General features: G+C 44.6%; 21 protein-coding genes. 17 read left to right on the top strand and 4 right to left on the bottom strand.

Going from position 1 to position 18,334, the window contains the following annotated elements; all coding sequences use genetic code 11:
* Positions 1 to 14 precede the first annotated feature (14 nt).
* Complete coding sequence (locus ACN6NF_RS18410) at positions 15 to 242, bottom strand: type II toxin-antitoxin system HicA family toxin (protein ID WP_474318960.1); 228 nt, start codon at positions 240 to 242, stop codon at positions 15 to 17.
* Positions 243 to 365: 123 nt separating this feature from the next.
* Here ACN6NF_RS18410 and ACN6NF_RS18405 point away from each other — a divergent pair, with 123 nt between their 5' ends.
* On the top strand, positions 366 to 638 hold the full coding sequence (locus ACN6NF_RS18405; RefSeq protein WP_474318959.1) for a hypothetical protein: 273 nt from the start codon (positions 366 to 368) through the stop codon (positions 636 to 638).
* Between the two features lie 26 nt (positions 639 to 664).
* Here ACN6NF_RS18405 and ACN6NF_RS18400 read toward each other — a convergent pair whose 3' ends face one another.
* Positions 665 to 1,555, bottom strand: coding sequence for a DUF3862 domain-containing protein (locus tag ACN6NF_RS18400; RefSeq protein WP_474318958.1), 891 nt, complete (start codon positions 1,553 to 1,555; stop codon positions 665 to 667).
* 162 nt (positions 1,556 to 1,717) lie between these two features.
* Between ACN6NF_RS18400 and ACN6NF_RS18395 the strand changes: the two genes are divergently transcribed.
* From ACN6NF_RS18395 to ACN6NF_RS18365, 7 genes are all read left to right on the top strand, one after another.
* The gene (locus ACN6NF_RS18395) at positions 1,718 to 2,053 is read left to right on the top strand and encodes a YolD-like family protein (RefSeq protein WP_474318957.1); all 336 of its coding nucleotides are present in this window, start codon (positions 1,718 to 1,720) and stop codon (positions 2,051 to 2,053) included.
* Positions 2,054 to 2,782: 729 nt separating this feature from the next.
* Positions 2,783 to 3,313, top strand: a complete 531-nt coding sequence (locus ACN6NF_RS18390; protein WP_474318956.1) for an accessory gene regulator ArgB-like protein — start codon at positions 2,783 to 2,785, stop codon at positions 3,311 to 3,313.
* A gap of 124 nt (positions 3,314 to 3,437) precedes the next feature.
* Positions 3,438 to 4,157, top strand: a complete 720-nt coding sequence (locus ACN6NF_RS18385) for a LytTR family transcriptional regulator DNA-binding domain-containing protein (RefSeq protein ID WP_474318955.1) — start codon at positions 3,438 to 3,440, stop codon at positions 4,155 to 4,157.
* Between the two features lie 342 nt (positions 4,158 to 4,499).
* Positions 4,500 to 4,664 carry a hypothetical protein gene (locus tag ACN6NF_RS18380; protein ID WP_474318954.1) on the top strand — a complete coding sequence of 55 codons (165 nt, stop codon included), beginning with the start codon at positions 4,500 to 4,502 and terminating at the stop codon, positions 4,662 to 4,664.
* A gap of 236 nt (positions 4,665 to 4,900) precedes the next feature.
* Positions 4,901 to 6,052: a cysteine desulfurase family protein gene (locus tag ACN6NF_RS18375; protein ID WP_474318953.1), complete on the top strand. Its 1,152-nt coding sequence runs from the start codon at positions 4,901 to 4,903 to the stop codon at positions 6,050 to 6,052.
* 134 nt (positions 6,053 to 6,186) lie between these two features.
* Positions 6,187 to 6,708, top strand: a complete 522-nt coding sequence (locus ACN6NF_RS18370) for a PRC-barrel domain-containing protein (RefSeq protein ID WP_474318952.1) — start codon at positions 6,187 to 6,189, stop codon at positions 6,706 to 6,708.
* Positions 6,709 to 6,718: 10 nt separating this feature from the next.
* Positions 6,719 to 6,931 (top strand): hypothetical protein, encoded by a 213-nt coding sequence (locus tag ACN6NF_RS18365; protein WP_013311529.1) that lies wholly within the window; start codon positions 6,719 to 6,721, stop codon positions 6,929 to 6,931.
* 177 nt (positions 6,932 to 7,108) lie between these two features.
* Here the strand turns inward: ACN6NF_RS18365 and ACN6NF_RS18360 are convergent, their stop codons facing one another.
* On the bottom strand, positions 7,109 to 9,082 hold the full coding sequence (locus ACN6NF_RS18360) for a methyl-accepting chemotaxis protein (protein WP_474318950.1): 1,974 nt from the start codon (positions 9,080 to 9,082) through the stop codon (positions 7,109 to 7,111).
* A 211-nt stretch (positions 9,083 to 9,293) separates the two neighbouring features.
* Between ACN6NF_RS18360 and ACN6NF_RS18355 the strand changes: the two genes are divergently transcribed.
* Complete coding sequence (locus ACN6NF_RS18355; RefSeq protein ID WP_474318949.1) at positions 9,294 to 10,361, top strand: AI-2E family transporter; 1,068 nt, start codon at positions 9,294 to 9,296, stop codon at positions 10,359 to 10,361.
* Between the two features lie 81 nt (positions 10,362 to 10,442).
* Here ACN6NF_RS18355 and ACN6NF_RS18350 read toward each other — a convergent pair whose 3' ends face one another.
* Positions 10,443 to 10,625, bottom strand: coding sequence for a hypothetical protein (locus ACN6NF_RS18350; RefSeq protein WP_474318948.1), 183 nt, complete (start codon positions 10,623 to 10,625; stop codon positions 10,443 to 10,445).
* 86 nt (positions 10,626 to 10,711) lie between these two features.
* Here ACN6NF_RS18350 and alaS point away from each other — a divergent pair, with 86 nt between their 5' ends.
* The 8 genes from alaS to ACN6NF_RS18310 all read left to right on the top strand — a co-directional run bounded on the left by alaS (position 10,712) and on the right by ACN6NF_RS18310 (position 18,214).
* Complete coding sequence (gene alaS / locus ACN6NF_RS18345; RefSeq protein WP_474318947.1) at positions 10,712 to 13,345, top strand: alanine--tRNA ligase; 2,634 nt, start codon at positions 10,712 to 10,714, stop codon at positions 13,343 to 13,345.
* A gap of 136 nt (positions 13,346 to 13,481) precedes the next feature.
* Complete coding sequence (locus ACN6NF_RS18340; protein ID WP_007431624.1) at positions 13,482 to 13,742, top strand: IreB family regulatory phosphoprotein; 261 nt, start codon at positions 13,482 to 13,484, stop codon at positions 13,740 to 13,742.
* Positions 13,743 to 13,751: 9 nt separating this feature from the next.
* The gene (ruvX, locus tag ACN6NF_RS18335; RefSeq protein ID WP_016819084.1) at positions 13,752 to 14,168 is read left to right on the top strand and encodes a Holliday junction resolvase RuvX; all 417 of its coding nucleotides are present in this window, start codon (positions 13,752 to 13,754) and stop codon (positions 14,166 to 14,168) included.
* Positions 14,169 to 14,181: 13 nt separating this feature from the next.
* Positions 14,182 to 14,484: a DUF1292 domain-containing protein gene (locus ACN6NF_RS18330; RefSeq protein ID WP_013372606.1), complete on the top strand. Its 303-nt coding sequence runs from the start codon at positions 14,182 to 14,184 to the stop codon at positions 14,482 to 14,484.
* On the top strand, positions 14,481 to 14,786 hold the full coding sequence (locus ACN6NF_RS18325; protein ID WP_474318945.1) for a DUF1292 domain-containing protein: 306 nt from the start codon (positions 14,481 to 14,483) through the stop codon (positions 14,784 to 14,786). The genes ACN6NF_RS18330 and ACN6NF_RS18325 overlap by 4 nt, the downstream gene beginning before the upstream one ends.
* A 94-nt stretch (positions 14,787 to 14,880) precedes the next feature.
* Entirely contained in the window at positions 14,881 to 15,909 is a 1,029-nt protein-coding gene (gene mltG, locus ACN6NF_RS18320; protein WP_474319079.1) for an endolytic transglycosylase MltG, read from the top strand.
* Positions 15,910 to 15,920: 11 nt separating this feature from the next.
* Positions 15,921 to 16,850, top strand: coding sequence for a peptidase U32 family protein (locus ACN6NF_RS18315; protein WP_016819081.1), 930 nt, complete (start codon positions 15,921 to 15,923; stop codon positions 16,848 to 16,850).
* 32 nt (positions 16,851 to 16,882) lie between these two features.
* Entirely contained in the window at positions 16,883 to 18,214 is a 1,332-nt protein-coding gene (locus ACN6NF_RS18310) for a peptidase U32 family protein (protein ID WP_013372602.1), read from the top strand.
* Positions 18,215 to 18,334: the final 120 nt, after the last annotated feature.

The following is an 18,334-nucleotide window of genomic DNA, read 5'->3' as shown; positions in this document are numbered from 1 at the left end:
GGAAAGGGGAGCGGTCACTCCCCAATCCGACTCAGTACGTCTTTGACGTACGCCGCCTTTAATGGGTTTTTCTTTTTGATGGTGATTAGGTCGCCTTTATCATTTCGGAATTGGCAATGTGACGTTCCATCGTGTCTTGCCTTTATGTATCCGTAATGTTCTAGTACCTTTTCAGCCTCCTCAAATCGAATCCCGTTAGGGCGGTTTTTCATTTTTTCGATGATTTTCTCTATCCTAGCCATGTCTCACCTCCTGTATATATAGTACCATATGTAGTACTATTATGCAATGGGTTAACGGGAAAATATTCTTAGTTTTATGGGAACGTGCGTTTGAATATAATAGTAACAAAGGAGTGGATCGCTTTGTTACCAGACATCGAGCGTAAGTTACTGCGTATTCTTTACAACTTTTTTGCACAGAAACGACGAATGCCAACTATAAATGAGCTGGAGGTCAAGACAGGTAGGAGTGTAACAGATATAAAGGTAGGACTGCTGTCCTTGGAGAAGGATAATTATATTCTATGGGATGATAAATCCTCTTTGCGGGATATCGTAATTCTGGAGGGTTGGGAGCGTGGACAGATCAGGCCTATGTCACCAGGAGATGCGACTAGATACTTTACAGAATATTAAAACCCCGGATTGCTCCGGGGCATCTTTTATTCAAGACCAAATTGGGCTTTCGCTTGTAGCTTGTTACCTTGAAATGTGAAATTGGCATTTGCACCAAGTCCGCCCTCACCTTTATACGAATACATTACAGTATAGTATTTGTCTCCCTTTTCGCCCACCTCTGAGAGAGCCTCACCAGGACCACCGATAATTTTAGCAACTTCCTCATAAGTCATTCCATTTTTAATCTTGTTATATTTAGCTTTTGTAATAGTTCCGGAATTTTGCGGCTCTGCTACTGTACGACCCTCAATTTTTCCGTTATATAGTTTCCAATTAGATTCACCCTTAACGCCACGCGAACCGAGTTCACCACTGAAAGAAACAATATCCCCTTGATTCAGACCGTTTAGTTCTGAACGATCAGAAACTTTTACGATGACAACATCTCCGAGTTTTTTCTTTTCGGCGCTAATATCTGACCATGATTCGCCGTTGTAATCTGCTGGTTTACCGTAAACATAAAGACTGCTTGAGCCAGCTTCAATGACCACACCTGACCATTTAACAACTTGATTTCTTACACTGTCGAATGTTTCTCCCTGCTTGGAAACTGGCATTCCAAAGAGAGTAGATGAAAACTTATCAAAAGGAAGCGATGTGTCAATCAATGGCTTTTTAGCATCAGTCTGTTCCTTTTGCGCTGATTCAGTAGTAACTTCTTTCTCTTTAATAGGCGTAGCAGCTACTGGTTTGGAATTAGTTTCGGTTGGTTTCTGTGTGTCTGCGACTGATATTCCAATAATAAATATTATGAAAGTAGCTAACCCAAAGAGAAACATTTTCTTAGCCTTGCCATTCTTTTTTATTAAAGCTATAGCCCACAAAACAAAAAACACAAAAAAAGCCAGCAAAGCAATTACAGCAATTGCAGTCATTACATAACCCCTATCTATTTGGTAATATTATTATAAAAATAGTATATATGACCTAGGAATATTTTTCTAGTACAAAAGTTTTATAGATGGCAAATAAAATACCTTGTTAGGAACAAACGTTCGTAATATAATCGTTACATAATACATCAGGAGGCTACATACATGGGAAAGAAACTTGAGGGTAATGGATTATGGGAAAGTTCACGCATCATTTTGCCCGAACATAAAGAAGGATACTTAAAACTTATGAAAGACCGTCAGCGGCGCGGTAAACCGGAGTTGGATGACCAAGAGGTACAATTGATTGAGCAGGCTTTAATAGAGTCTTACAATACACGCACAACGATCACGCTCCTCGTATTTAGTCCGTTTGACGATGAGGTAATGACTGGTGTAGTTACGTCAATTAACACGGCTAGACGTGAGGTAAAACTGTTCCGGGGTGAAGATGATTTTAGTTGGATTAAGCTGGAGGATATTATTTCGGTAAATGCGTAAAATGCCTTGATTACCCAATACACCGCTATATAATTAAGGTAGATTAATTAGATGGGCGGTGTGAGGTGTTAAGTAATGCGATTTATATATTGCTTGGTATTTTGGATGCAATAGCCGTTATGGTGTTTAGTCTTAAAATATATATGCTACCAGTGGCGTCATATAAAAAAAGAATTATTGGTTTTGGGATATTAATAGCTGTGATTTCATTTTTTATGCGTGTTGTTTTTGACATTCCGAGGTGGGATCTACCTTTACAATATATACTATTTATATTGTTTTTTAGATATGGAATGTCGATTAAGACGCATTTAGCGGCATTTATCCTAGGAGCTGGAATTAGTGCATATGCGATTTTGCAAGTCGGCGTCTACTATCTTTATAACTTTCTGGGTATTTTGCAGACTGGGGTACTACAGCAAAACACAACTTATCAGGTCTACATCTTACAAATAACATATATCCTTATCTGTTTTGCTATATCGTTTATCCTTAGAATTTATTATACCGGCTTCTCGTTTATCGTTACTCCGCCGCACGATTTTATATGGAAAGAAAATTATTTATCCGAAGAAAATAGGAGGATGTCAGTTAGTGCTCTTTTATCCTCCGTCACCATCTTTATAGCAGAGGTTCTTTTATACCAGTCCAGTCCGTTTGTTCTTTTACTTATGTCTATATTCACCTTCGGTTTCTCCTATATTCTATCGAGAAAGGAGGACAAGGAAGATGCTAGAAAGGCTATCGAGGCGTATCGCGCTAGGAATAAAAAGAGCTGATCCAGAGGGGCCAGGAAGCGTTGAGGTGTTAACCTACATAATAGGTATAAAGCTTAATTGGTTTTCTGGTCTTGTGCTTACGGCGTTATTTGGATGGATGCTAGGACACATGGTAGGTGCACTCGTTGCCTTTTTTTCATTTGTTGCACTTAGGAAGTTTTCTGGAGGACTGCATTTTAAATCTTTAACGGTTTGTGCTGTGTTTTCAGCTGCGCTTTTTGCTAGTATACCCTTGGTGGATTTAGGACATAGTGGCACACTACTACTTACAGCCATAACAGCATTAGTCGTACTATGCGTGGCGCCGAATAACTTCGAAGAAATTAATCCTTCTAAAATAGATCCATATCTAAAATGGATTTCCCTGACTATTGTACTCACTAATTTTATTATTCAATCTCCTATAATTGCTCTTTCTTTCGCGGCTCAGGCTATTTTACTCCTACCGCTACCGATTATGAAGGGAGGTGAAAGAGCATGAAAAAGACTATTGCGCGTCTTGTGTCCAAACACTTATCTAAAGAAGCTAACAAAGCTGCTGTAAGCCGCAAAACAATTATCGGAGCTTTACCGCTGCCGAAAGAACTAAAGAAATGATTTGATCTATGGACAACAACAGAGAGATTTTTGCACCTGAGATTATGTCGGATGGTAGTTATGGAGATAGGTTTTCATTTTTTGAGAGTGATTTAGTCAGTATCGAAAATTGGAAACCAAAATCAAACTATGAAATACCGTTTTTTTTCACAACTAGCGGTAATTATACAGTTCCAACAACTCTCGGGGAATTCGTTAACGGATTTCCCGATTTTATTAGCCTGGATTCTGGCAATTTGGTTAATTTAAAAAATGTTTCTGCACACGAAACAGCAGACTATGGCGGCAAAGTTTTTTTTGGTGGTACCCAAGCTTATACTAGCGTTAATAAGACTAATTCTGTATTTTTGAGTGACCTTATTGATGCTGCTAAAAAGCGCCCCGATGATCAGCGGTTTATTATAGGTGAAACTAAGACTTCGGTTGGCCTTTACCCTGCGAAAGATGTTTGCTTTTTTGATATGTGGGACCCCAAAAAAAATTATCATGTTCCCCGTTTTCATAACCAAAATGAATACATCGCAATCATTTTGACCTTCAAAAAGTGTAAGAAGGTTTTTCCTTATCTGTTCCCCGCTACACCGAGTCACCTTATTAATTTGTCTAAAGTAGCAGGATATGATGAGCAAAGTTATGGAACGGAAATTATATTTAAGGATACGAATTATACTTGCCCTATATCTAAAAGCAAACTTGATATGCTTAAAAAAATATTAGATATTAACTAAGCCCGCCTTTGGTTGGGCTTTTATCATACATATAGGAAAAAGTCAAGAAAAATTCACCCTAGGATGGCGCAAATGGGTTCGACATCATACGACATTTTTCCCCTTTACGTTATAATATGATGTTGGTATAAAAAGGTTAAGAGATTCAAGAATTTAGAATAACAGGAACGAAAGTCCCTGTTACGAGAAGGAGCGTGAAAAAAACGCCTCCCATAAGAGAGACGCTTAATGTGGGTTGGCATCCCTGCCAGGATAGCCAAGTTAGATCCCACGGAAAAAGAATCATCGTGAGTATACAAGAAATTTATTATTCAGTAAAGTCAAACACAAAGGAGTACATCAATGCAGACACATAAGGTAGAGACAGAACAGAACTTAAGCCAGCAGGCGGCAGCAGCTCTTGCAGAAATCATTATGAATGTATATGATATAAAGCCACCTGCTATAATAAGGGTTATCTCACCTCTACAAGAGTATGAATTATTAATGGATAATATTTCTGAATGAGGTATGAACAATTAAATGGGAAAAGAGCAGGGGCTTCACTGCTCTTTTTTTGCTTTGTATCAGTTGAAAAATAACCCGCAAGTTACCCGCAAAAATGCTTGTATGTCGTTATTTTCTCTTGTAGATTTAGCTCGCTCAAAAATCGCAAAAACCCTTTACCCTTGCGGCTTTAAATCGCTTCCTGTATGCTTGTGTAGATAACGACTTATATATGTTCTACATTTGAGGTGGATAACATGAACAGAATTTATCTGGATCATGCCGCATCGACTCCTATGCATCCTGAGGTAGCGCAGACTATAATGGACATCATGACCGGCCAATTCGGCAACGCTTCAAGCGTCCATGCCTTTGGCCGTGATGCCAAGCGCACCGTCAGCGCAGCGCGGGATGCCGTTGCGGCCTCTTTGGGCTGCAAGCCTGAAGAAATTATATTTACGAGCGGGGGGACAGAGAGTGATAATCTGGCCCTGTTTGGGACGGCTACGGCAGATGGTCGTACTTCCGGCCATATTATTACAACCGCGATTGAACATCACGCCGTGCTTCATGCCTGCGATGAGCTGGAAAAAGCGGGATACCAGGTGACCTATGTCCCGGTCAATGGTTTTGGGCGTGTGAATCCCGCAGATATTAAGGCAGCTATTCGCCCGGATACTTTTTTAATTAGCATGATGTATGCAAACAATGAGGTAGGCGTGATTCAGCCGGTCCAAGAAGTAGGACAGATTGCGAGAGAGCATGGAATTATATTTCATGTAGATGCAGTTCAAGCCTTCGGGCATATATCAATCGACTGCGGGAACCTCCCGATTGACTTGCTTAGTGTGTCTGGCCATAAGATTAACGGGCCGCAAGGGGTGGGTGCATTGTATATCCGTCAGGGTACACGCATTCAGCCGCTAATGCATGGGGGACTTCAGGAGAAGAAACGCCGTGCCGGAACAGAAAATATCGCCGGCATTGCTGGGCTGGCTAAAGCCGCAACTCTTGCCAATGCTTCCATAGAGGAGCGAGGAGCACACGATATGGCTCTTCGCCAAACGTTGCTAAAAGCGTTGGAAGGCTCTCTGGGCAGCCAAGAGTTTATAATTAATGGCGATCCTGAATATTTTGTGCCTAATGTGCTAAATATTAGCTTTCCGGCCATTGGTACAGAGACCATGCTGATGAATCTCGATATGGAAGGAATTGCAGCGGCCAGCGGATCAGCCTGTACTTCGGGCTCTCTAGAGCTATCGCATGTATTGCAGGCGATGGATCTTCCTGAAGATGTTTTGAATTCAGCGATTCGGTTTAGCTTCGGTTTGGGTAATACTACGGAAGAAATGGAATACACGGCCAAGAAAATTGAAACCATATGGAAGCGGCTACGTACTAGGTACTAGGGATTTCTCCGCATTTTAGTAAGAAGGGAGGAGCGGTTTCCATTTCATTGCATGAACGGAAGCAAGGTATGACAGGCATGTAGGAAAAGCACCGCACCTTCGTTCGGACTGCATAGTAAGGAGGGACCCTATAGATGAGGCTTCAAGATATGATCGGACTTGCTGTTTTCGATGTCGAGAACGGGAAGCAGATTGGTAAAATACATGACTTTATGTTGACAGCTGATTGGCGAATTACAGGGATCGAGTTGGAAGGTAAGGGGCTTTTTTCATCTCATGTCAAAATGGTGGCCTGGGATGACATCGTTGCTTATGGTGAGGATGCGATCATGATTCGCAATCAGCAGGCCGTCCGTAAAACAGAGGCCCATGATATACAACATACGTACTTGTCTGGACCCGGTAAACTGAAGGATTTATCCGTGCTAACAGAGGAAGGGCTTATGCTCGGGCACATCTCGGATGTTTATTTTGACCAGGAAATGGGCAATAACATAATAGGCTTGGAAATCAGCGATGGTTTTGTATCGGATATTATTGAAGGGCGGAAATGGCTGCCCTGCACCGAAGATATGTCCATCGGGGAAAATGCTGTTATGGTTCCCCCGTTAAGCGAGCAGCGTCTGGAAAAAGCCATATATTCTGTTAATGGATAGGGTGAGTTTATTGAGATGTCCGAATTGTAATTCCAAAGATATCGGAAAAATTGGCTCCCATCAATTTTATTGCTGGGGATGCTTTATCGAACTTCAAGTGAATGGTGAAAAAATGTCTGTCTACCAAGTGGAAGAGGATGGAACGCTCAGTTCGCTGGACGACTTATTCTTTGGAGATGAGATGGCACAACAGGACTTGCCGCAAATTCACGCTTCTTCCTAAGCTTGACTCGGGAAGTGGACAGGCTGTTTACGAAGAGGTGTGATCTTCCACCTATTGCTTAACATATAGCTAAGTGGGTTGGATCATGCTTAATAAAAAATAGAGAGGGTGTCCCGAACGGCTATTGGCCTGGGGGCACCCTCTTTTGTATATCCTTTCTTGTGAAGATGGCTAGTTTTACAATTTAAAGCGTTTGACCTCTTCCAATAGAAGATCTGCATGAGAATCAAGTTTGGCAGAAAGGTCAGCAATATTGTTCATAGCATGACCTTGTTCTTGTACTGAGGAAGCTACTTCCTCGGTAGATGCTGCACTTTGCTCAGAAACAGCGACAACGCTGGAGATGACATCTGAAATATGTCCGGCATTTACACGCAGATGATCTGCTGCAGCAGAAACGTCCTCAATTTGGGCAAGCATGTGCTGAGAAGCGTCACGTATGGACTCAAACGCCTGTCTCGTTGCAATGGCAGCGTGCTCCTGTTCTACAGTTACAGCAAGAGCCTTCTTCATTTCCTCTGCGCTTTGTACTCCCGCAATTTTAATTTCTTCCAGCTTACTCATAATACTGTCACTGGAGCTGCCAGCTTGTTCTGCCAGCTTTCTCACTTCTCCCGCGACGACGGCAAAACCTCGTCCGTGTTCCCCGGCCCGTGCCGCTTCGATGGATGCATTGAGGGCCAGCAGGTTTGTTTGTGCGGCGATATCGTGGATGGCCCCGGCCAGCCGCCCAATATCCTGGGTTTTCAGCGTGAGCGAATCTACCGCTTCTCCTGCCGCAGTGGTCGTTTGTCTGGATTCGGCTGCTAGTTTCGCTTGACGCTCTGCTGTTTCATACCCGGCCAGCACGGCAGAATCTGTTTCGAATACAGCAGTTTGGGTCCGTTTGACACTTTCGCCAATCTGGTTGATGGAGCCTGTCATGTGTGTCAGCTTCTCAGAACCGGAATATACCGCCTCGGCTTGGTCGCTGGCTCCTTGCGCTAGCTCCTGAACTGCACTGGAGATCTGTGACGCAATGGTTCCAGTATCTTTGGCGTGTTGATGCATATCATGGGAAGCGGAACTGACATCGCTAGCTGTATCTGATACCTTGCGCAACAGGTGAGAGAGATTGTCTGACATGAGGTTAAAATCTGTCCCCAGACTGGCAATTTCATCTTTACCCTTAATATCTACACGAGCGGTCATATCGCCTTCAGCTATTCGTTTGACATTTGTTTGGAGTCTGCGAATCGGCTTGATAAAGTTGTTTGCCGCCCAGATCGCCAGCAGCATAGCAACGACTAAAATGATAGCAACAGTAATAATCAACTGATTACGAGTGGAGTAATATTCCTGAAAAGCAATATCTTTAGAAATAGACAGGCCTACAATCCAGCCTGTGCTAGGCATTCTTTTAAAATAAAGCTGACGGTCACTGCCGTTGTAGCTATAGTCTGTTTTTCCTGAAGCTGTGCTGAGCAGGGTCGTGGTCGATGATCCTAACTCGGGGGTTTCCTTGAGGTTTTTGCCAGCCAGCTTGCTGTCTGGGTGCGCGATTACGACTCCCTTTTGGTCAATCAAAAATGCGTAGCCCAATCCGTTCAAGTCTATGGCTTTAATCATTTTTGTCATATCGTTGAGCATAATATCCTCGCTGACTACCCCGGTGATAGAGCCGTTGGCATCCTTGAGAGGTTTAGCAATGGAAATGGTGAAGTCATTGCTGCCTGCATCAGTATAAGGTGAGGAATAGTACATTTCTCCCTTGGTTTTGGCGTCCTTGTACCACGGACGAGCACGAGGATCGTAACCCTCTTCAAACCAGCCAGATCCATCCCAGTAAGATCCATCTTCATACCCTGCATAAATGTTGGAAATATTTTGATCCTTATAGTTTTGGAAAGCTGCTTTTAGAGATGCTATTTTGGCATCTGATGAAATATCGCTGGATTCCAGACTCGCAGCTAATGTTTCAATAATTTCAGCTTTGCCGCCTGTCCATCCGTCGAGCTGATTGACGGTTTCGGAAGCTTTGCTGTTCATAAGCTCTTGGATATCATGATTGGCTTGATTTTTAACACTTGTCATGCTGATGACGGATAAAGGCCCGGCTGCAACGATTACAATGCAAGTGAAAAGGAGAATAAGCTTCATTTTTAAGTTCATGTAACGACCCCCGATGTTTCAGAAATGTGAAAGCTTAGGATAGTGCTTTGTACTTATATCGTCAGATCGAATGACTTTGTTTATTGTTTTCATCCATTTTCATCAAATTTTCACAATGGTTATTTATGGGACATCTTAGACTGGCGGGAAGGATTAAAGTAGAGGTACAGGCATATACTTAAAGGAGGCTAGTCCGGTAAGGGGGCATAAAATGGACCAATTAACGAAAAGTAGACTGTTCCGGTACGGCATATGGACGCTGCTGGGACTTGTCATTCTATATTTTATCTGGTTGCTGAGACCTTTGTTTTTTCATTTGTATGAATTTCTGAAAACAATCATTGCTCCGTTTGCGGTAGCGATGATCATCTCCTATGTACTTAATCCTGTAGTCAGTATGCTGGGCGGTCGAAAGGTGCCTCGTAGTGTGGCTGTACTGCTCATTTACGCTGTGTTTTTGTCCAGCCTTATTGTAATCCTGATGCATCTGATTCCAATGTTCATTGAACAACTGGATGAGCTGAATGAGCATCTGCCTGAATTGACCATGCATGCGCAGGGACTAATGACGAATATGGACAGCGGTATTTTACCCCAAGGGGTGCGTACGGGGATGAATCAATGGTTTTTCCAACTGGAGAATCGGATGGCTACTGGGATTTCTACCTTTATGGACAACATCGGTGGGATGATCAACATGCTGTTTAATGTGTTCATTGTACCTTTTCTCATTTTTTACATTTTAAAGGATTTTGACGTGTTTGAGCGGACGATTGTATCTTATCTCCCGCGTTCTCGTCGTAAGGCGATTGTATCGGTGCTTAAGGAAATTGATCAGGCGCTTGGCAATTATGTCAGGGGCCAATTGCTGGTGTGCGTCATTATTGGCGTGATGGCGTATATTGGATATATGCTGATTGGCATGCCTTATGCGCTGTTGCTGGCCGGCGTAGTGGCTCTTTTTAATATTGTTCCATATTTGGGACCCTTTTTGGGCGCTGCACCGGCAGTAATTATGGCTTCTACGGTTTCCTTAAAAATGGTGCTTTTAGTCGTATTCGTTAATGCCTGTATTCAAGTGCTGGAAAGTAATGTGATCTCTCCTCAGGTGGTGGGACGAACGCTGCATCTGCATCCGTTAGCCATTATTTTCGCTCTGCTAGTGGGTGGGGAAATTGCGGGAATTGCTGGCTTGATCTTGGCAGTTCCAGTGATGGCTGTTTTGAAGGTAGGGCTTCAGCATTTTTTTGCATATTACGTGAAGCGAAAAACAATCTAATTTCGTCTATATCCCGGATGCATGCTGTCTGAAATCGCGTTGACACGGCTAAATGACACGGATATACTGAATTGAGTATGTTTAAATGTGTTTATCCAGTAGGGAAAGCTCATTTCGGAGTGCGGGCTGAACCCGCCGGGATGCTCCCGTTACCAGTGAAAACAAGGCGATCGATCGTCCGTTAAGCAGATGTTGCTGTGCGCTTGCACATGCGGCATTTCGTACAGAGGGGACGACGATAACCAGGGTGGTACCGCGATACAATCGTCCCTGATCCGTTCAGGGGCGTTTTTCTATTTTTAATGGCCTGTGCCATAAACCAGTGACACCATAATTAGGAGGCTACTTATATGAAAGCTAGTGAAATCCGCTCCAAATGGCTGGAGTTTTTTGAAAGTAAAGGACATGTGATTGAACCAAGCGCACCGCTTGTTCCACACAAAGATCCTTCCCTGCTGTGGATTAATGCGGGTATGGCGCCGCTTAAGCCTTATTTTGACGGACGTGTAAAACCAGAAAATCCACGTATCGCCAATTCGCAAAAATGTATCCGCACGAACGACATTGAAAATGTTGGTAAAACGCGTCGTCACCATACGTTTTTCGAAATGCTCGGGAACTTTTCTATTGGCGACTACTTTAAGGAAGAAGTCATCACATGGGCGTGGGAGTTTCTGACAGACCCGAAATGGATCGGCTTTGATCCAGAACGTCTGGCTGTAACGGTATATCCTGAGGATGAAGAAGCGTACAAGCTGTGGAATGAAAAAGTCGGACTTCCGGCTGAACGTATCATCAAACTGGAAGATAACTTCTGGGATATCGGTGAAGGCCCTTGCGGACCTTGTACGGAAATTTTTTATGATCGTGGCGAAGCCTATGGCAGCGACATGACGGACCCTGAAATGTATCCGGGGGGAGAAAATGAGCGTTATCTGGAAGTGTGGAACCTCGTATTCTCACAATTCAACCATAACAAAGATGGCAGCTACACGCCGCTTCCCAATAAAAATATAGATACAGGCGCTGGTTTGGAACGGTTTGCATCCATTTTGCAAAATGTCGATTCCAACTTTGATACGGATATCTTCCAGCCACTAATCCAGAAAACGGCTGCCATGGCAGGAGTTAAATATAACGACAATGTCGACAGTGATGTGGCTCTCAAGGTCATTGCTGACCATGTTCGTACCGTTACTTTCGCGATTGGCGACGGCGTACTTCCTTCTAATGAAGGACGAGGTTACGTCATTCGCCGTTTGCTGCGCCGGGCTGTTCGCTATGGAAAAATGTTGGGCATGAATCGTCCATTTATGTTTGAACTGGTGGAAACCGTTGGGGACATCATGGGCGTATACTACCCTGAGGTGGTGGACAAGCGTGATTTCATCATCAAGGTGATTAAAACAGAAGAAGAGCGTTTCCATGAAACATTGACAGACGGATTAGCTATTTTGGCTGATATCAGTGCTCAGGCAAAGGCCGAAGGCCGCAATGTCATTAGCGGAGCAGATGCTTTCAAGCTGTATGATACGTATGGGTTCCCATTTGACCTCACAGAGGATTATGCGGACGAGCAGGGCTTGAAAGTTGACCGTGAAGGTTTTGATGAAGCGATGCAGGAACAGCGTCAACGTGCGCGTGATGCTCACCAAGATAATGCCAGCATGAAGATTCAGGGTGGAGCTTTGGCTGATCTGGCGGTTAAAAGTGATTTTGTTGGATATAATGACCTCATAACTGAGTCCAAAATTGTAGCGATTGTATATGATGATATGCTGGTGGAGAGTGTTAGTGAAGGGCAGTCCTGTCAGGTCGTGCTGGATGTGACTCCTTTCTATGCTGAAAGCGGCGGGCAAGTCAGTGACCATGGCTTACTGCGTGGTGGAACGGTAACCGCGAAGGTTGAAGGGCTGTTCAAGGCGCCGCAAGGTCAGCATGTGCATCAGGTCGTTGTAGAGGCTGGTGAGCTAAGCGTAGACGATACGGTAAAAGCTGAAGTAGATCAAGCTTCACGTGGAGAAATTGAGAAAAACCATACGGCTACGCATTTGCTTCACAAAGCGCTTAAAGAAGTACTGGGTGACCATGTCAATCAGGCGGGTTCCTTGGTAGAACCTGGGCGTTTGCGTTTTGACTTCTCCCATTTTGGTAGCATTACGCCAGAAGAGCTGGCCGATATTGAACTGCGGGTTAACCGTGCCATCTGGAGCCAGCTGGATGTGACGATTGAATTGAAGCCAATTGATGAAGCCAAGGCTCTTGGAGCGATGGCGCTGTTTGGTGAGAAATATGGTGATATTGTACGGGTCGTTAAGGTTGGCGATTACAGCATCGAACTGTGCGGAGGATGTCATGTCAGCAATACTTCGCAAATTGGCTTGTTCAAGCTTGTCAGCGAGAGTGGCATCGGATCAGGTGTACGTCGTATTGAAGCAGTGACCGGACGTTTTGGATTTGAGTATATGGAAGGTCAATTGGAGCTGTTGAAGGTGTCCGCTGGGCTTGTTAAATCCAAGCTGTCCGAGGTGCCCAAACGCATCGAATCTTTGCAGCAACAAATTAAAGACCTCAGTCGTGAAAATGAATCACTGCAAAGCAAGCTGAGCGCTATTGAGGCGGGTCAGCTGACCGATCAGGTCGTGCAGGCTGGCGGAGTGCAGTTGTTGGCTGCACGCGTGCAGGCCTCCAGCATGGATGCGCTGCGTGCGATTGCTGATGAACTGAAAAGTAAGCTCCCTGCAGCTGTGCTAGTGCTAGGTGCTGCAATGGACGACAAAGTTAATTTTGTCGTTGCTGTCCCAGCTGAGCATACCAAGGCAGGACTTCATGCAGGTAAGCTCGTGAAAGAAATTGCGGCCGTATGCGGCGGCGGCGGCGGCGGACGACCTGACATGGCGCAAGCCGGGGGTAAGGATGCCAGCAAGCTGGACGAAGCACTTCAACGTGCACATGAATTGGTGTCAGCAGCCTCACAAGGATAAAGTTCGATAATTTTTGCGGATTTTTGGAAAAAAACGGACTTAGACATTTCCTTGAAGGGCTTTGCTTATGGTATGATATAAAAGAATAAGCTGGCATAAACATGTACACATGTTTTGTGGAAGCGAGGTGTCAACAATGGATTCCATGGACAAAACGGTCAAATTTAATGTCAAGGCGGATGAGAAGGAAGCTTCTGCTCAGGAGATTTTGTTGACCGTATATGATGCGTTGGTAGAAAAAGAATACAATCCGATCAATCAAATCGTTGGGTATTTGCTATCCGGTGATCCGGCTTATGTACCACGGCATAATAATGCTAGAAGCCTGGTGCGTAAAAAAGAACGCGATGAATTGATTGAAGAGTTGGTTCGTTTCTATCTCGCTAAGCATCGTTAGGAGACAGGCATGAAAGTAATGGGATTGGATTACGGGGATCGCCGAATTGGGGTCGCCGTAAGTGATGCCTTCGGCTGGACCGCCCAAGGATTGGAAGTCATAGAACGACGCGGTGACGACAGCGAGTTCGGTAAAATTGCAAATTTGGTTCGTGAACATGAAATTGGCGAGGTTGTTGTAGGCTTGCCGAAAAATATGAACGGAACCGTGGGTCCACGCGGTGAGATTTGCATTGAGTTTGCGAACCGGCTCAAGGAGTTACTGGGTTTACCCGTTCACCTTTGGGATGAACGGCTGACGACGCGTTCGGCAGAGCGTGCGCTTCTGGAGGCCGACGTCAGCCGCAAAAAACGCAAGCAGGTGGTAGATAAACTGGCCGCAAGCCTGATCTTGCAAAATTATTTGGACGCACACAGTACAAGGTGAGGGGGATTTCGTAATGGCTGAAAATCAATTGGGTATGGAAGAAGAGCCGGAAATTATTTATATTGCCGATGACGAGGGCAACGAGGAAGAGTTCGAGGTCATTATGAAGTTTGAGGTAGATGGTTCCGAAGCAAAGTACATGATGGTTGCGCCAGTGGACCCTGAAGCTGATGAGTCCGATGTGTACGCCTTCCGTTACGAGGAAGAAGGCGATGATATTAAATTGTTTGTGATCCAAGACGATGCCGAATGGGAAATCGTCGAAGAGACCTTTAATACATTTGTAGAGGAAGAAGAAGAGGAAGACGGGAAATGACGAGCTATTCACGTGAAGACCTGAGCTGGACCTCTGATTTGAAGGAAACGTTTGACGGCGATGTAGAGTTGCAGGATGAACAGGGTCATGCGATACGCATGGAGTTGGAAGCAGAGTTCCAGGTAGGTGAGCAACGGTACGCCGTATTGCGTAGGCCTGGCGCTGCTGCTGGCGAACATGAGCTATATCATGTAAGCTCATCCACAGACGGCGAAATCTCCATCACCACCATTGAAGATGATGATGAGTGGGAAGATATTTCTGAGCTGTACGACGAATGTACGTTGCCAGAAGAGCTGTAATTCTGGATAACGAGGAGATCAAACCTGAAAGGGCGGACCAGTCCGCCCTTTTTGGCTGTGAAGGAGTTGGGTGGATGTGAAGCGAAGGACAAGGATGCTTACATTGCTTCTCGTGCTTGTTTGTATAGCAGGAGGTGCAATCTTCTATATATGGAATGCCATGCAGCCTGTTCAGCCAAAAACACAACCCGTTGCTTTTACGGTGGTAAGGGGTACGGGAACATCGGCTATTGCAGATACGCTGGAGCAAAAGGGACTTATACGTAATGCGCTCGTGTTTAAGGCTTATGTAAAATTCAAACAGCAAGGAAACGCATTTCAGGCTGGAAAATATGAAGCGCAGCCTGGCGCGACCTTTGATCAGTTGATTGCCAAGCTATCGGCTGGGGACGTAGTCAAAGAGGAAATGATTCGTTTTACAATCCCGGAGGGTTTTACGATTAGACAGATGGCTGATAAGCTGCAAAAGGAAGGAATGGCGGACCGGCAGCAATTTTTGCAGCTGGCCAACGATCCGTCCGCTTTTGACGTCGCGCTGGTGCGGGACATACCAAAGCAGACGGGGCTTCGCTATGCGCTGGAAGGCTATCTTTTCCCGGAAACCTATGAACTGAAAAAAGGAAGCACAACCAAGGATATCATTCAGACGATGCTGGAGCAGACGCAAAAACGTCTGGATACCATTTCTGATCTGGATGCCGGGTTGCAGCAACGCGGTGAAACACTGCATCAGTTGCTGACAGTTGCTTCTCTGGTAGAGCGCGAGGTGGTTGTAGACGATGAGCGGCCTATCGTAGCTGGCGTTATTTATAACCGTCTTCAACAGGATAAAAAGCTGGAAATTGATGCTACAGTTCAATATATGCTGGACAAGCAAAAGGAACGACTGTATTACAAGGATCTGGCTGTAGAAAGTCCGTATAATACGTATATGCATCAGGGACTTCCCCCAGGACCGATTGCAAGTCCCAGTCTGAAATCAGTAGTGGCGGCTCTACAGCCGAAAGCTACAGATTATTTATTTTATGTGACCAAAAAAGATGGGACACATAAACATTTATTTGCCAAAACGTATAAAGAACATTTGCATAACATTCAGGTAAGTAACCGTAAGACAAACTAGGAGGTGAGCCTATGGCTTACAAACCCGAACTGCTGGCAACTGCCAGCTCTCCGGAGGATGCCCGCCATATGCTGGAGGCAGGAGCTACTGCATTGCTGATTGGAGATGACCGCTTTGGGATGCGGTTGCCAGGACATTTTACCCCGGACCAAATCCGTGAGGTTGTGGAAGAGGCACGGAAGCATGCAGCGCAGGTATATGTATCTATGACGAATTTGATGACGAACGAGCTATTGCCACTTCTTCCCGAATATGTACAGACCATAGCTGGATGCGGCGTAGACGCCATTGAGTTTAATGATCCAGCAGTGCTCATGGCTGTGAAGGAGTATGCCCCTCATCTGAAACTCTTCTGGAACGGAGAGATGATTTCTACCAACTTCGCAACTGCCAACTACTGGGGTGAAAAAGGGGCGTCACGTGTCATCTTGGCCCGTGAGCTCAGTATGGATGAAATTACGGAAATGATACCAAAGTTGAACATAGAAGCACAGGTTCAGGTGCATGGAATGACTAATATTTACCACTCCAAGCGTAAGCTTGTTCAAAGCTATATGCTGCACCAAGGTCGCACGGTAGAAGGCGATCTCGGCAGAGGGCGTGGCTTGTTTCTGATTGAAGCAGAGCGGAAGGAAGAGAAGTTCCCTATTTACGAAGATATCAACGGGACACATATTATGAGTTCGGATGATTTTTGTATCATGGAGGATCTGCATATTCTGATGGAGGCGGGCGTGCACAGCTTTAAGATCGAGGGCTTGTTGAAACCCACCGCTTACAATGAAGCAGTTGTCCGTGCTTACCGTAAAGCAATAGACAGTTATACAGCCGACCCGGATGCTTATGTTTATGATGAAAGCTGGCTGGATGAGGTTCGCCGCCTTCAAGACCCTGAACGGGAACTTTCCTTCGGATTTTTCTACAAAGAGCAGGTTTATTAATTACAAAATGAATATACAGAGGGGGGAACGTCATGGGAACGATCACCAAAACGAGAAAATATACAGGTAAACGGAATCGTCTGGATAAGCCGGAGTTGTTGGCTCCTGCCGGAAATCTAGAAAAGCTGAAGTTTGCCGTTCACTATGGCGCGGATGCTGTATATATAGGTGGGCAAAAATACGGTCTGCGTTCTAACGCCGATAATTTCAGTTTTGAAGAAATGCGTGAAGGTGTGGAATTCGCCAACAAGTACGGTGCTAAGGTGCTTGTAGCGACTAATATCTATGCTCACAATGAAGATATTGCCGGAATTGAGGAATACTTGCGTAATCTGTATGAAGTAGGAATTCATGCTGTTATCGTCGCTGATCCGGCCATTGTATCCGTGGCATTGCGGGCAGTTCCCGGATTGGAAGTGCATTTGAGCACACAGCAGTCCACGCTGAATTGGCAAGCGGTAAAGTTTTGGAAAGACGAGGGACTGCCGCGTGTGGTACTTGGACGTGAAACCAGCTTGGAGGAAATCGAAGAAATTAAAAAGCATGTGGACATCGAAATCGAAGCTTTTGTCCATGGTGCGATGTGCTCTTCATTTTCCGGTCGCTGCGTGTTATCCAATCATTTTACAGACCGAGATTCTAATCGTGGAGGATGTTGTCAGTCTTGCCGCTGGAAATATGATTTGTTTGAGGATGCCCGTCCAGGTGAGGTTTGGATATCTGAGGAAGAGGCACAGGACAACAATGTATTAAAACAGTTCCAGCTTGGCGTTAACCAGCTTCCATTGTTTGAAGAGAGCGATAATGCTTTTTCTATGGGTTCCAAGGATCTGTGTATGATTGAAAATATTCCTGATCTGATTGATGTGGGCGTAGACAGCTTTAAAGTGGAGGGACGTATGAAGTCCATCCACTATGTGGCTACGGTCGTGAATGTCTACCGTCAAGCGATTGATTCCTATATGGCTGATCCGGAAAATTATGTACTCAAACCAGAATGGATTGAAGAAATTAACAAGGCAGCCAATCGTCCGTTAAATACAGGATTCTTCTATGATACACCGGATCATGAGGATCATATTTATGAGCCGGAAGAAAAAGCGGTCCCTTATGATTTTGCCGGACTGGTTATGGACTACGATGCTGCAAGTGGTATCGCAACGATTCAACAACGCAACCATTTTAAACCAGGTCATGAAATTGAATTTTTCGGTCCGAACGGAACATTTTTCAAGCAAACGGTCGGAACGATTTGGGATGAGGAAGGCAACGAATTAGATGCTGCACGTCATCCGCTTCAACGAATCAAAATGAAGGTGGATCAGCCTGTATCATATTTTGATATGATGCGTAAAAAGAAGTAAATAAGTCTTAAGTCACAAGTTAAAAGATTCAAAAGCCTCTCCTATCGGTTGGAGAGGCTTTTTTTTGAATAGTTTTCTAGGAAAAAAGTTTCACAAAATTTAGTGGGTACTCAAAGGAAA

This window comes from Paenibacillus sp. TSM33, assembly GCF_056099025.1.
Note: the sequence above shows the minus strand (reverse complement) of the source record. Positions and strands in the feature narration are given on the sequence as shown.

What these genes read in the sequence shown, in the direction of transcription:
- ACN6NF_RS18410 (WP_474318960.1), bottom strand. Translation starts at nt 242, where the DNA reads ATGGCTAGGATAGAGAAAATCATCGAAAAAATGAAAAACCGCCCTAAC.
- ACN6NF_RS18400 (WP_474318958.1), bottom strand. Translation starts at nt 1,555, where the DNA reads ATGACTGCAATTGCTGTAATTGCTTTGCTGGCTTTTTTTGTGTTTTTT.
- ACN6NF_RS18395 (WP_474318957.1), top strand. Translation starts at nt 1,718, where the DNA reads ATGGGAAAGAAACTTGAGGGTAATGGATTATGGGAAAGTTCACGCATC.
- ACN6NF_RS18390 (WP_474318956.1), top strand. Translation starts at nt 2,783, where the DNA reads ATGCTAGAAAGGCTATCGAGGCGTATCGCGCTAGGAATAAAAAGAGCT.
- ACN6NF_RS18385 (WP_474318955.1), top strand. Translation starts at nt 3,438, where the DNA reads ATGGACAACAACAGAGAGATTTTTGCACCTGAGATTATGTCGGATGGT.
- ACN6NF_RS18380 (WP_474318954.1), top strand. Translation starts at nt 4,500, where the DNA reads ATGCAGACACATAAGGTAGAGACAGAACAGAACTTAAGCCAGCAGGCG.
- ACN6NF_RS18375 (WP_474318953.1), top strand. Translation starts at nt 4,901, where the DNA reads ATGAACAGAATTTATCTGGATCATGCCGCATCGACTCCTATGCATCCT.
- ACN6NF_RS18370 (WP_474318952.1), top strand. Translation starts at nt 6,187, where the DNA reads ATGAGGCTTCAAGATATGATCGGACTTGCTGTTTTCGATGTCGAGAAC.
- ACN6NF_RS18360 (WP_474318950.1), bottom strand. Translation starts at nt 9,082, where the DNA reads ATGAACTTAAAAATGAAGCTTATTCTCCTTTTCACTTGCATTGTAATC.
- ACN6NF_RS18355 (WP_474318949.1), top strand. Translation starts at nt 9,294, where the DNA reads ATGGACCAATTAACGAAAAGTAGACTGTTCCGGTACGGCATATGGACG.
- alaS (WP_474318947.1), top strand. Translation starts at nt 10,712, where the DNA reads ATGAAAGCTAGTGAAATCCGCTCCAAATGGCTGGAGTTTTTTGAAAGT.
- ACN6NF_RS18340 (WP_007431624.1), top strand. Translation starts at nt 13,482, where the DNA reads ATGGATTCCATGGACAAAACGGTCAAATTTAATGTCAAGGCGGATGAG.
- ruvX (WP_016819084.1), top strand. Translation starts at nt 13,752, where the DNA reads ATGAAAGTAATGGGATTGGATTACGGGGATCGCCGAATTGGGGTCGCC.
- ACN6NF_RS18330 (WP_013372606.1), top strand. Translation starts at nt 14,182, where the DNA reads ATGGCTGAAAATCAATTGGGTATGGAAGAAGAGCCGGAAATTATTTAT.
- ACN6NF_RS18325 (WP_474318945.1), top strand. Translation starts at nt 14,481, where the DNA reads ATGACGAGCTATTCACGTGAAGACCTGAGCTGGACCTCTGATTTGAAG.
- mltG (WP_474319079.1), top strand. Translation starts at nt 14,881, where the DNA reads ATGCTTACATTGCTTCTCGTGCTTGTTTGTATAGCAGGAGGTGCAATC.
- ACN6NF_RS18315 (WP_016819081.1), top strand. Translation starts at nt 15,921, where the DNA reads ATGGCTTACAAACCCGAACTGCTGGCAACTGCCAGCTCTCCGGAGGAT.
- ACN6NF_RS18310 (WP_013372602.1), top strand. Translation starts at nt 16,883, where the DNA reads ATGGGAACGATCACCAAAACGAGAAAATATACAGGTAAACGGAATCGT.